This window comes from Haloarcula rara, assembly GCF_029338235.1.
Lineage (GTDB): Archaea > Halobacteriota > Halobacteria > Halobacteriales > Haloarculaceae > Haloarcula > Haloarcula rara.
The window spans coordinates 220,537-232,592 of the sequence record NZ_CP119786.1 but is presented as its reverse complement, the minus strand read 5'-3'; the positions used below and the strand labels follow the sequence as shown (position 1 = coordinate 232,592).

At 63.7% G+C, this 12,056-nt stretch carries 13 protein-coding genes; 7 read left to right on the top strand and 6 right to left on the bottom strand.

The features are described 5' to 3' along the window. The first annotated feature begins 183 nt into the window (after positions 1-183). The 4 genes from P1K32_RS17575 to P1K32_RS17560 all read left to right on the top strand — a co-directional run bounded on the left by P1K32_RS17575 (position 184) and on the right by P1K32_RS17560 (position 3,537). A complete protein-coding gene (locus P1K32_RS17575; RefSeq protein ID WP_276252319.1) occupies positions 184-708 on the top strand; it encodes a hypothetical protein in 525 nt (174 codons plus the stop codon). Further along, complete coding sequence (locus tag P1K32_RS17570) at positions 705-1,658, top strand: peptidase associated/transthyretin-like domain-containing protein (protein WP_276252318.1); 954 nt, start codon at positions 705-707, stop codon at positions 1,656-1,658. The genes P1K32_RS17575 and P1K32_RS17570 overlap by 4 nt, the downstream gene beginning before the upstream one ends. After that, the gene (locus P1K32_RS17565; RefSeq protein ID WP_276252317.1) at positions 1,658-2,890 is read left to right on the top strand and encodes a hypothetical protein; all 1,233 of its coding nucleotides are present in this window, start codon (positions 1,658-1,660) and stop codon (positions 2,888-2,890) included. The genes P1K32_RS17570 and P1K32_RS17565 overlap by 1 nt, the downstream gene beginning before the upstream one ends. Positions 2,891-2,952: 62 nt before the next feature. Continuing rightward, positions 2,953-3,537 carry a hypothetical protein gene (locus tag P1K32_RS17560; RefSeq protein WP_276252316.1) on the top strand — a complete coding sequence of 195 codons (585 nt, stop codon included), beginning with the start codon at positions 2,953-2,955 and terminating at the stop codon, positions 3,535-3,537. 358 nt (positions 3,538-3,895) lie between these two features. Here P1K32_RS17560 and P1K32_RS17555 read toward each other — a convergent pair whose 3' ends face one another. The 5 genes from P1K32_RS17555 to cbiT form a co-directional block, all read right to left on the bottom strand. Then, a complete protein-coding gene (locus P1K32_RS17555; RefSeq protein WP_276252315.1) occupies positions 3,896-5,149 on the bottom strand; it encodes an RNA-guided endonuclease InsQ/TnpB family protein in 1,254 nt (417 codons plus the stop codon). 249 nt (positions 5,150-5,398) lie between these two features. Next, positions 5,399-6,370 carry a cobalt-precorrin 5A hydrolase gene (gene cbiG / locus P1K32_RS17550; RefSeq protein WP_276252314.1) on the bottom strand — a complete coding sequence of 324 codons (972 nt, stop codon included), beginning with the start codon at positions 6,368-6,370 and terminating at the stop codon, positions 5,399-5,401. 414 nt (positions 6,371-6,784) lie between these two features. After that, on the bottom strand, positions 6,785-7,669 hold the full coding sequence (locus tag P1K32_RS17545) for a cobalt-precorrin-4/precorrin-4 C(11)-methyltransferase (protein ID WP_276252313.1): 885 nt from the start codon (positions 7,667-7,669) through the stop codon (positions 6,785-6,787). Next, entirely contained in the window at positions 7,666-8,451 is a 786-nt protein-coding gene (locus P1K32_RS17540) for a cobalt-factor II C(20)-methyltransferase (RefSeq protein WP_276252312.1), read from the bottom strand. The genes P1K32_RS17545 and P1K32_RS17540 overlap by 4 nt, the downstream gene beginning before the upstream one ends. Then, entirely contained in the window at positions 8,448-9,056 is a 609-nt protein-coding gene (gene cbiT / locus P1K32_RS17535) for a precorrin-6Y C5,15-methyltransferase (decarboxylating) subunit CbiT (RefSeq protein ID WP_276252311.1), read from the bottom strand. Before cbiT ends, P1K32_RS17540 begins: the two co-directional genes overlap by 4 nt. Positions 9,057-9,204: 148 nt before the next feature. On the opposite strand from cbiT, the gene P1K32_RS17530 reads away from it, so the two are divergent. Beyond that, positions 9,205-10,017 carry a DUF7839 domain-containing protein gene (locus tag P1K32_RS17530; RefSeq protein ID WP_276252310.1) on the top strand — a complete coding sequence of 271 codons (813 nt, stop codon included), beginning with the start codon at positions 9,205-9,207 and terminating at the stop codon, positions 10,015-10,017. A gap of 5 nt (positions 10,018-10,022) precedes the next feature. On the opposite strand, the gene P1K32_RS17525 is transcribed toward P1K32_RS17530, so the two are convergent. Then, entirely contained in the window at positions 10,023-11,198 is a 1,176-nt protein-coding gene (locus tag P1K32_RS17525) for a glycoside hydrolase family 27 protein (RefSeq protein ID WP_276252309.1), read from the bottom strand. Between the two features lie 106 nt (positions 11,199-11,304). On the opposite strand from P1K32_RS17525, the gene P1K32_RS17520 reads away from it, so the two are divergent. Both P1K32_RS17520 and P1K32_RS17515 read left to right on the top strand, forming a co-directional pair. After that, positions 11,305-11,598 carry an AbrB/MazE/SpoVT family DNA-binding domain-containing protein gene (locus P1K32_RS17520; RefSeq protein ID WP_276252308.1) on the top strand — a complete coding sequence of 98 codons (294 nt, stop codon included), beginning with the start codon at positions 11,305-11,307 and terminating at the stop codon, positions 11,596-11,598. Further along, positions 11,595-12,035: a PIN domain-containing protein gene (locus P1K32_RS17515; RefSeq protein ID WP_276252307.1), complete on the top strand. Its 441-nt coding sequence runs from the start codon at positions 11,595-11,597 to the stop codon at positions 12,033-12,035. The genes P1K32_RS17520 and P1K32_RS17515 overlap by 4 nt, the downstream gene beginning before the upstream one ends. The last annotated feature ends 21 nt before the right edge of the window (positions 12,036-12,056 follow it).

Genomic DNA, 12,056 nt, shown 5'->3' with positions numbered 1-12,056 from the left:
GGAACGTGGCCACCATGCGAGTTAGGCTATCCGAATGGTGTGAGCAGCAGGTACGTTCCGAGGGGGGCCGAGACCGTCGCACAGAAACGTGCAGCCAATGCTTGATGATACCCAGACTGGTGTCCGGACTGAATCAGTCTACACGGCAGTTCGATTCTGCCGCTGGGCCTGGGAGGTGATCCAATGAAACGACGAACATTTCTTCTCGGAACGGGGATAACAGCGAGTACAGGCGTTGCCGTGCTCGGAACGGGAGCGTTTTCGGGCGTCGAAGCGGACCGGAACGTTGTCGTCGATGTGACCGGTGATGCGGAGGCATTTGTCCGGCTATCTCCGGTCTCCGGTCCGGCGGGAAACGGAGACTACGCGACCGAAACACAGCACGGAGAGCTACAGTTGACCATAAGCGAAAACAACGAGAGCGTGGACGGTGGCGGGCTCAACGCACAGGCGACGACAGTCATTACCGATGTGTTCACTGTTGGAAACCAGGGCACAGAGGATATCGAACTGCGGATTGATCCGGTTGTGTTTCCCGACACGGACCTCGCAATCGGAATCATTCCGCAAGACAGGGACCCGACGTCGCCAGTCTCAGTCCCCGTCGGTTCCCATCAGGTGTTCGGTATCGCTGCAACAGCGGACGGGTCTATCGATCCACCGTCGGTTTCCGAGACAGTCACTGTTCGCGCGGAGGTGTCACGATGAGCGATACCGAGTTGCTGGCTGCACTGCTGGAGGAACCACCGGAGGAGGTCTTCGAGAACGAACAGGTCAGACACGAATTCGACGAGGCACTCCAGGAGATAGCCGGGAGCGAAACTGATTCGGATCCAGACCCACCCGAGGATAGTGAGGTCACTGGACAGATAGTTGGGGACGATACAGGTGACCCGCTCCCGTGGGCGGTCGTCGAGTCAGAGACCACTGACGGAACAGCGTTCGCGTCGGCCGGCGAGGATGGGACGTTTATGATTGCTTCCCCGACCGCAGGTGGGTCCATCAGAATCGTCGCATCACAGTACGAAGAGGAGGTCGTCACAGTCGGTGCGGACACCGATGCACTGGGTGAAATCCGGCTCGAACCATTTTCTGTCCCGGAAAGTGAAATCGAGGAACGATACGACGACCTCGGTGTCGAACCGCCGGAAGAACGCGAGTATCCACCGGACGAGCAGAACACGGCCACCCTCGAATCGGACTCGGGAGATGCCCGGGTTTCGGTGACCGGGGAGGGAATCAATCCACAGCTACTCGGTGTCGAGAAAGAGCAACCGCCAGCGTTCGAGACGGACGCAATCGACACCACAGCTGCAAGCGACATCATCCACGTCTGGAACGAGCGGGATATCGAGACGGGCGAACTCGAAGTCGGCTACGACAATTCCGACGTCGCCGGCGAGGAGGAATCGTTGCGTATCCATCGGTACGACCCAGCGTACCAGACGTTCGTCGCACTCGACTCGACCGTCGATACGGATGCGGAGACTGTACGCGCAGAGTTCGAAACCAGTGGCCTGTACGCGGTTTTCGACCCCGACCAGTGGGAGGAAAAGCTGCGTTCAACGGCACCGATTCCACTCGATGCGGACGGAGAGCCACTGACGACGACACCGGAAGCGAGTCGACTAGGCAGTTACCGGAGAGGTGAGAACTGATGCCTTGCAACGACCAGACGCCAGACGCTGTCGAGGTACCGTTTCTCAGAGATAACTTCTTTGACAACGAACTTGGTGCCTGGGACCCGAACCAGGGAGAGGTTGGACCACGCCATGGCGTGTTCGACCCCATCAACCACTACGGAGACGTCTCGGTTGCGAACCAGCAGTTACAGCTGGAGGCCCACGGCTGTTACCAGGCCGTCGCATTTCAGACGATAGGCGAGTTCACCGGCGATGTCCACGTCCGATTCGACTTCGAGCGTGTCCCGTTCGGTCAGGAGGACAACGTGCACCACACTGACGTTTACATCCTCGAAGACGGGGACGAAGCTAATCGGGATATCGTTCGCGACTCGACAACTGGGACGGGGTTCGAACCCGAGGCCACGGGAGAAGCGAGCGGGTCGGTCACAGCAGAGGCGTCGGTCGATGGTGTGGTCACCGTCGTCTTCGAGGTGAAACCCCGTCCTGTCTTTTTCAACGATGGGACTGCGTGTTCGTTCGGCGCCGGGGGCGGCACGACACTGAAAATCGACAGCGTCGAGGTCGGAACCGTCGTCGAGAATTACTCCGACACTGATGGTGATGGGCTTCCTGATTCGATCGAACTCAACGGCATCCCACTCGGGAATGGGCGGACCGTCGAAACGGACCCGCTCGACCCCGACACTGACGGCGACGGACTCGAAGACGGTGAGGAGATACTCGTCGACCAGTTTGTCACGCACCCTGACAACGATGCCCAGTACTATCTGATGAACAGTGACCCGACCCTACTGGACAGCTCCGGCTCCGGGCTGAGCGATTACACCGAGCGTGCGCTGGGTGTCGATCCCCTGGCATCGAACACCGACGGTGACGAATTCGCCGACCACGAGGATTTCGACCCGCTCGAGCCGTACGAACCCAACCGCCTCTCTGACAGTGAACGCGCCGCCGCGTTTCGGGACGGCGTCATCCGGGGTGACACCGGAGCCGACGGCGGTATCTGGGAATCACCCTACAGCGATACACCGCCGTACGTCGCGGGACATATATTGGGCGCGTCAATTCCCTACCTCGGAACAGCGCCGACCTTCGGGACCTGGCCGCAAACATCAGGCAAGGGAACCCAATCGGAGTCGCGCTCTCCGCTGCCGGGATCGTTCCGGGTCCCGGCGACGCGTCCAGAGCGGTCAGTAAAATCCGAAATTTCCTCAGACGGAACCCGGACAAGCACAGGTGGTTGATAAAGGTCCTCGACGAGGCGGGCATCCTGGACAACCTACCCGAGCAACAGCTCAGGTCAGCGGTGAGACGCACCAAATACGGTGCGTACGTACTGGATAAAGCCTCTAACGTAGATGACGCAGTCAGATTTATAAGGGCGTTCCCCGATACGGTCGACCCCGAGGACGTGGCCCTCGAAGTGGTTGCCGCGGATAGATACTTCTATCTGATGGTCGAGAACCGGTACGCGTACATCAGGGAGCGGTACGTGACCGGGACGCGCGGTCGCGACCGGATATCGAGTTTCTTCCCGACGGGAGCGACGATACCCGCCGGCGAGTGCAGACCGTCCGTGTCACTCCCGAACCGGATGTCCGAAACGGAAGTCAGTCTACTCATCGGCGCCGCGATACAGTCCGAGTTCGAGCAGTACCGGCGTTCACGGTATCCATCGGAGCGTGCGTATCCGTACAACGTCATCTCGGAGATATCCGAGGAGATTACCTACGACCCGACAGCGGACGGATTCGACTACGGCATCACACAGATGAAAGTAGTCATCAACCCCACCAGAGGGTGGATTATCGGTGCCTATCCACAGAGCGGACCAGCGGTCAAACGGTGGAACGGCGACGAGGTCGTCACCGACCCCGACCCGCTACCCTGAAACCAGTTCAGGACTTCTCGGTCTCGTCGTCTCCCCCGGCCAGCCCCGACAAGACCAACGTTACCACCAATAGCAGGAACGCGACGCCCATGATACGCATCGAGAGAGACACTGGCCGGGCAACGAGTCCCCCGAGCCCGAGTATCTCTGCATACGACCATTCGAGACTCCCCGCCGTTCTTCACCGAACACGTAAAGTATCAGGAAACCCACACCGAACAGACACATTTCCAGCTTGATGATGAGGTCACCGTGTTCGTCGATGAACTGAAGGACCCGAGACATATCTATCACCGTCGTTATTACCTATGTTTACACCTGGATTAATATTTATATCTTGATTTAGCGCTCGATTGAGCTACCCACGGCTAAAGCCGTGGGATTCAGCGTGGACTCCCGTTCTGGCCTCAGTTGAGGCAGGAGAATAGCCTCCGTTCACGTTCACTATCCCGCTGTTTAGGCGCACGCCCAAGGGTGCGCCTCCGTCGCCGCCAGTTTGGGTGCGACGGAGATACCGCAAACCGATGTTCTTCGCAGCGTTGTAGTCCGCGTGGTTCTCGTAGCCACAGTCGAGGCACTCGAACGCGTCGCCATCCCGGTTGTCTGGATGAGTAAACCCACAGTGCGAGCACCGCCGACTCGTGTTCTTCGGATCGACCTGCACCACCACAATACCGTATGCTTCGGCTTTGTATTCGACGTACTCGTACAGGCGGTCGAACGCCCATTTGTGTCCCCACGACGCACCAGTTCGCTCGCGGATGTCGGTCAAATCCTCGAACGCGATGACCGAACACCCGCTCTCGCGGGCTTCCGCGACGAGTTCGTTGCTGATGCGATGCAGCATCAGTTTGAACCGGCCGTCTTCTTTTCGACCGACAGATTGGATGTTCTCGTGTGCCCAGCGCGTCCCGCACTGCTGGAGGTCACCACGCCGTTTCTCGTACTCGCGCCGCCAGTGGTTGAACTCGTCACCAGTCCAGAACGTGCCCGTTGAGGTGACGGCGAGGGTGTTCACGCCGAGGTCAACCCCGAGAACCGTTCCGTTCTCGGTGGTTGCCTGTTCCGACGTGTCGGACTCCACGTCCTTCTTGCAGTGGATGTGAAGCATCCAGTCGCCGTCACTGGAGTGCAGTTCCGCACCCGTCGTCTCGTACTCGACTGAGAAGAGGTACTTGGAGTGCGGTGTGTTGCTCTCCTCGTCGGGTAAGACATACTCGGCTTCGATGCGGCCCTCTGTGGTGGCGAGACTCACGTGGTCGTCGTGGAACGTCGCAGTACGCTTGTCGTAGACGACGTGCGGACTACTGAAGTGAGGTTTCGACGCTTTCTTGCCATTTTTCCAGCTGGCAACGACGCTTTTGCAGGCTTCGGCGGCCTTGTTCCGAGCAGCTTGCACCAGTCCACCGTTGAACCCGTCCGTGGCTTCGCGCACGTCGTCGTAGGTTTCCTCGTCCAGCGTGGTCTTGCTGGTTGTGACGTACTCCCCGTCGAAAGCGTGGTCGACGACGTACTGCACTGACCATAGAAACGTGTCGACGGTGTCTTCCAGAAGTGCGGCGGCGTCGCTGTCCACGTCGAGTGCAACGGTGACAGTGCGCCGCACCTCCATATCTTATTTGTCGGTCTGATTTTTCTTAAATATCGGGGAGTCAGTATGCTACCGTCACGTGGTTTGGTTCCCAGTTGTCGGCTTCATCCCACGTTCACAAGAGCGACGCTCTTGTGCAGCCCACCAGAACGCGGAGCGTTCTGGGGACGGCTAAAGCCGTGGGTTTTCGCCTCGCACTTTCTATAATTTGAGGACGGTCCGGAATACGGCTCCGCCCGTGGCACCCGACTAGCAGCGTCGCCGGCCGGGCTATCGCCCGATAGCCACCGTCACGGCCTCGTCGTATCTGGTCTTCTCGGCCAGCAGGTCGTGCTCGCGGCCGCCGGCGATGGCACTGGCCTCGGCGATGCCCGGCCAGCCGATGAGCTCCTTCGACCGAGATGGGGTGGGGCCCTCGAACCCTTCCAGGGTCGCTTTCTCGAAGGCGACGACGCCCAGCCCCCACGCTTCGGCGGCTTCGAGCATCCCCGCCTCGTCGGCTTTGCGGGTCCCGGTCGCGACGAACTCCACATCCGAGCGGTCCAGTCCCGCCTTTTCGAGGGCCGCGTCCCAGGCGGCGTGGAACTGCTCGACGTCGGCGCCTGCCACCGAACCACAGCCCAGCACGACGCCGTCGTCGCCGTTCCGTTTGAGCACGCTGACGGTGTCGTCGACCAGGACCGCTTTCGGGCCGTCGAGGCGTTCGATTGGCCCGAGTTCGTCGTCCAGCACGGCGAGGTTGGTCGCCACCGTCGAGTCGCCGTTGACGACGTGGGCGTCCAGCGCTTTTGCCTGCTTCTCGACGCCCTGCTTGCCGGCGGCCTCGCTGGCGGTGGTCATCGCCGGCACCGCGCCCATACTGGCGAGGTCGTCGGCCACCTGGTTCGCGCCGTGGTGCCCGCCGGTGATGGGGATGGCCCACGTGAGCTCTTCGTCGACGACACAGATTGCGGGGTCGTCCCACTTGTCGTCGAGCAGGTGGGCCGTCTTCCGCATCGCGATGCCGCTTGCCATCAGCCCGATAAAGCAGTCGTACTCGCCCCAGTGCTCCTCGAAGACGTCGCCGTGGTACTCCAGAATATCGACGGACTCGTAGCGGTCGCCGATGCCGTCGACGATGTCCTCGGCGGTGTCCAGCTTTCGCTCGAAGGCGACGATCGCTATCTCTTCCGCGACTTCCCCGTCGGAGTCGGGCGCTTTGCAACTGTTCGAACCGGAATCGCTGTCGCTGTCAGTACTCATTGGAATCTCCCGGCCGGCGAACGGTCTGTACGCGACTGCCGGCCGAACGGTCGCGCGTCTGCAGCGTACTCGTCTGTAAACTCGTCTGTACTACGGTGCGGACGGCGCGCGCTGGCGCGCCCCCGTGGCGCGCCGGAACTGTGCGAGGGATGAGCGACCGCAGGGAGCGAATCGGTTGGGGAGCCGTCTGGCCCGCGGTGCTGTGCAGTGCTGTCCAGGTGGACTGAAAGGGGCCGCTGGCTCGGGGACGCCCGACGACGCAAGCACTGCAGCGAGCGAACGCAGTGAGCGAGGGAAGCGCACAGCGAGTCGCGCGAGCCGAGCCAGCGGGGGCTTTCTGGCGGTCCAGAGCGGTATCGCCGACACGTCCTTTCTGGCGGTTCCAGTGAACTCGAGAAACGACGGCACATCCGACTAGTCGTCGGCCTCCCCCGATGACTCGGAAGCATCCTCGCCCCGGTTCGCCCACCCGCCATACAGGAAGGAGCGCTCGTAGTCCTCGCCGCCCACCGCATCCCCAATTATCACCATCGCAGAGGCGCGGTAGCCCGCGTCTTCGACCTTCTCCCCGATGGTCCCGATAGTCCCCTCGATGACGTCCTCGTCGGGCCAAGACGCGTGATACACGGCAGCGACGGGCGTCTCGGGGTCGTGGCCATCGCCCAGAAGCCGCTCCATCGTCTCGCTGACCGCGTGGGTCCCGAGGTAGATACATGTCGTCACGTCGCCCATGCCGACGAACTCCGAGATGTGGTCCTCCTCCTCGGTCAGCGTCTTGCCCTGCGGGCGGGTGAACGCGACGTGGTTGGCGACCTCGTTCAGCGTCAGCTGGGTCCGCATCGTCGCACTCGCCGCGAAGGCCGACGTGACGCCCGGGACGATGTAGGTTGGCACCCCTTCGTGTTCCAGGGCGTCCATCTGTTCCAGTGCCGCGCCGTAGATGGCGGGGTCACCGCTGTGGAGGCGGACCACTGTGTCGCCAGCCTGGTAGGCGTCCCGCATCAGCGGAATGAGCTCCTCTAGGTCCTTGCCGATGGAGGAGACGGTCTCGGCGTCGGCACAGTATTCCTCAAGGAGTTCGCTGTTGACCAGCGAGCCGGCGTGGACCACGAGGTCGGCCTCGGAAAGCAGTTCCCGGCCCGCGACGGTCAACAGCTTCGGGTCGCCCGGACCGGCGCCGACGAAGGGGATGCCTTCTTGCTCGTCGCCGGCGCTGTGGTCGTAGACGCGGTCGTCGCGGTCGGTCGCGACGGCGTCGATGGCGTCCTGTGGGTCGGTCTCCGACTGGTCGTCCGTCATTCGGCCACCTCGTCGCCGCTCAGTACACCTTCGGAGCGTTCCTGGCAGGCGATGCTGGCCGCTCCCCCGTCGGATATCACACCGGCACTGTCGACCCCTTCGAGGAAGGCATCGGTGGCCTGCTCGACGCGAGCGTCGGGTCGTTCGGCGTAGGCGAGGGTGTAGTAATCGCGCTCGTCGATATCGTTCGGGTCCGTCGTCACGTGGGTCTCGCCCTGCTCCATGAACAGCCGGCGGCCGTAGGTCACGTCGTAGCCCGCCTCGACGAGGCCCTCGTGGGTCGCCGGGGCGTCGGTCACTTTGAACAGAATCATCCGGTCTGGGCCGGTCGGCGAGACGCCGCCGTCGGCCTCCCGCAGGGCCAGACTCGACCCCGCGGTAATCTCGACGCCCAGCGCCGTCGCGAAGGCGGTGACCGCGCTGACGCCGGGCACCACCTCGAGGTCGACCTCGGGGTGGAACGCCGCCAGCGTGCGACGGAGGTGGCCAAAGGTCGAGTAGACGTTCGGGTCCCCCAGCGTGACGAAGGCGGCGTCGCCCTCGCGGGCCTGCGGGGCGATTTCGGCGGCGGCGGCCTTCCAGGCCTCGCGGAGCTTCTCCTCGTCGCGCGTCATCGGGAAGTCGAGGTCGCCGATACGCTCCTCTTGGACGTGTTTCGTCGCGACCGTCCGGGAGAGCCGGCCGGGCGAGTAGACCACGTCGGCGTTCTCCAGCGCGCGCTTGCCCCGCACCGTCACGAGGTCGGCCTGTCCGGGGCCGAGGCCGACGCCGTAGAGAGTCATCGGTCGCCCTCCGAGCCATCGCCGGGGGCGCCAACGCCACTACCGCTGTCGGCCGCCACCTCGTCGCTCGCACTGCCGACGAGCATGTAGACGGGGTTCTCCGAATCGAAGCTCGTCGCCCCGGCAAGCTCGTAGCCGTGACTCACCTGGAACTGGAGGACCTCCTCCAACAGGTCCCGCTCGCGGAACGCCTCGGTGGCCGCGCCGGCGACCTCCAGCCGGGAGACGTTCATCACCACGCGGTCGACGGCCGTCTCGACGGCGTGGTCGAGGACGGCCTCGTAGTTGCGGCTCCCGCCCAGGAAGAGCGCGTCAGCGTCGTCGGGCAGTCCCTCGGGCGCCTCGGCCTCTCGGAGTGTGACCTCGGCCTCGGTGTCGTTCGCGGCGAGGTTCTTTTGGGTCACCTCGAGGCGTTCGGGTTTGCGTTCGAGCGCTGTGACCTGGCCGGCGCGCCTGGCCGCGTCGATGGTGACCGCACCGGTACAGGAGCCGACCTCGACGAAGTGGTCGGTCGGGGAAAGCGCCAGCTTGCTCGCGAGGACGGCCCGAACCTCCGGCTTCGTCGGCCCGGCCTTCGCGTCGTGGGGCAACGAGACGTGTGCCATGGCGAGTACAATCTCGTGTGGCGCATAAAACAATTGTGCTTGTATTACTCCAATTATTATTGTGCTATCGGCGATTGTGCGCCGGCTGGGACCAATCTGGCCTTCGGTAACGAAAAACTACTTTACAACGTGGCCCCGAGAGACGACAATGGGACAGCGTTCGGACGGCAGCGAGGAGTTCGGCGTCCTCCGGAGCAAGCGGACCGCCACTCGATACCAGATTATGGTCGAGGTCGCGGAGCGCCAGCCGGCGGTCAGCCAGCAGGAGATAGCCGACGCCATCGGCATCACCTCACAGGCCGTCAGCGACTACCTCCAGGGGCTCTCAGAGGAAGGACACGTCACCAAGCATGGCCGCGGGCGCTACGAGGTCACCAAGGAGGGCGTCGACTGGCTCATCTCACAGACCGACTCCCTGCGGAGCTTCGTCGGTCACGTCTCCGAGGACATCATTGGCCAGGTCGACATCGAGACGGTACTCGCGACGAGCGATATCGAGGAGGGCGAGACCGTCTCCGTGACGATGCGCGAGGGCGTGTTGCGCGCCGTCGCGGGCGACGCTGGCAACGCAACCGCAGTTGCGGTGACCGACGCCGCCGCGGGGACGGACCTGGGCATCACCAACGTCGAGGGGGTCGTCGAGTACGACCTCGGCGACGTGACCGCAGTGTCGATTCCCCGAGTCCAGAACGACGGCAGCGGGGCCGTCGACGCCGACCGCATCGCACAGCTGGCGACCGACCACGACCTCATCGCCGTCGCCGGTGTGGAGGCGCTAGCCGCCGCACGGGCCGCTGACATCGAGGTCGACATCCGCTACGGGAGCGTTGCCGCCGTCGAGGAGGCCGCCACGAAGGGCCAGGACGTACTCCTGCTCGCCAGTGCCGACCAGCTCTCGACCCACACCGACGCCCTGGCCGGGGCGAACATCGGCTACGAAGTGCTCGACGCCGCCGATTAGGGCGCTCAGGTCGGTGTCACGCGGAACACGGCCGTATCTCGTGGCTCGACAGTCGCCGACAGCTCCCCGAAAGACTCCCACTGCTCGCCGGTCCAGCAGTCCAGAACCGAGTATCGCTCACCGGCCGTCGGGACCGACGTCTCGTCGACGTGCGTCCGTATCTCCGCCTGCTCCTCGCCGCGGTTCCACAGTGCCACCGCGGCGCCGTCAGCGAGGCGCTTGCTCCAGACCTCGCGGGTCGGGTCGCGCCGGTCTGGCGTCCCCTGGAGCCCGAGTGGGTCCTGGTCGATAGCGAGCAGTCGCTCGTTGGTGAGCAGGTCGAGCAGGTCCTGGGAGAGGCCGGTGAGGTCCGTGCCGACGAACAGCGGCGCGCCGAGCAGACACCAGAACGCGAAGTGGGTCCGGTTCTCGACGTCGGAGAGTGGCCGCTCGATGTCGGTCGGTTCGTGCTGTGACTGGGCCGAGTCGGGCCCGTTGCCGACCTGGAGCATATCGGGGTCGTTGTACCCCCCTGGTCCGTGGGCCGCCGCGATATCCAGCACCGCCACGCGGTCGATGATGTCGGCGATACCAAGGCCGAACTCGTCGTCGACGGTGTGCCACGTCGCGACTGCGTCGTCGGTCACCCGCCAGCAGTGCCCGCCCACGTTCCGGCCCCACTCCCAGGGGTTCGATTGCCCCCACTCACAGATGCTGTAGACGATGTCGCGGTCGACCGCCGCGAGCGCCTCGCCCATCGCCCCGTAGCGGTCCACGGCGTCGCGCCCGCAGTGGTCCCCGCAGTTGTCGTACTTCAGGAAGTCGACGCCCCAGTCGGCGAACTGTTCGGCGTGCAGTCGCTCCCGTCCAAGGGTCGCCGGGTACCCCTGGCAGGTGTGACTGCCCGCGGAGGAGTAGAGCCCGAATTGCAGCCCCCGGTCGTGGACGTAGTCGGCCAGAGCCGCCATCCCGCTAGGGAAGTCCTCTGAGTCGGCCACCAGTCGACCCGCGTCGTCGGTCTCGTCGGCCATCCAGCAGTCGTCGACGACGACGTACTCGTAGCCGGCGTCGCGCAGTCCAGTCTCGACCAGCGCGTCCGCAGCGGCGCGGATGTCGTCCTCGGTGACCGCACAGCTGTGGGCGTTCCAGGAGTTCCAGCCCATCGGCGGGGTGGCGGCGAGTGTCGCGTCGGCGTCGGTCACAGGTTGGAGTCCCCGCGGGCGAACAAAACAGTTGGCACGGCGGTCCGAACGCTACCGCGTCCGGCGACAGCTTTAGTAATACGTTGCAATAACAGTACAACCAGCTATGGCGAGTAGTACAAGTGACCCGGAGGTAGTCCGCGTCTCACAGAAGGGGCAGGCGACGATTCCGAAGCCACTACGGGAGAAGTTCGGTATCGAGAGCCCCGGAGAGGTGTTTATTTACGAGGAGGAGGGCCGAATCGTCATCGAGCCGGTCCCAGGTCTCACCGAGCTACACGGCATTCACGCAGGCGAGGGTGAACCGGGCGAGGTTCTGGCCACGGTTCGAGCCGAGAAGGAAGCCGAGAAGCGACGCGAGGCGGACCGAGCTGACGACCTGCGGCCCAGTGACAGATGAGCGACGGCTATGTCTTCGATACGGAAGCGATCATCTCCTTTCTGTACAACGAGCGCGGTCACGAGCGGGTCGGAACACTCCTCGAACAGGTGTCGGCGGGTGATGTCGAGGGGTATCTGGCCGAGACCAACGCCAGCGAAGTGTACTATCTCGTCGCTCGCTTCGAGGGAACGCCCGACGACGAACCGACGGCAGCCTCGCTCCGGACCGCCGACCGGGACCTCCGGACGCTCACGCGGAACGGACTGACACTCGCCCGGGCCGACTGGCGACACACCGGGGAGATCAAGGCCGACGGTGATATCTCCCTGGCCGACGCCGCTGCCGTCGCGCTGGCATCGGAGCGCGACGCGACGCTGCTGGTGGGGGCCGACGACGACTTCGATTCGTTACCGGTCGACCTCGATATCGAACGGTTCCGGACCGACGCCGTCTGAATACCGTGACAGAACGCCTTT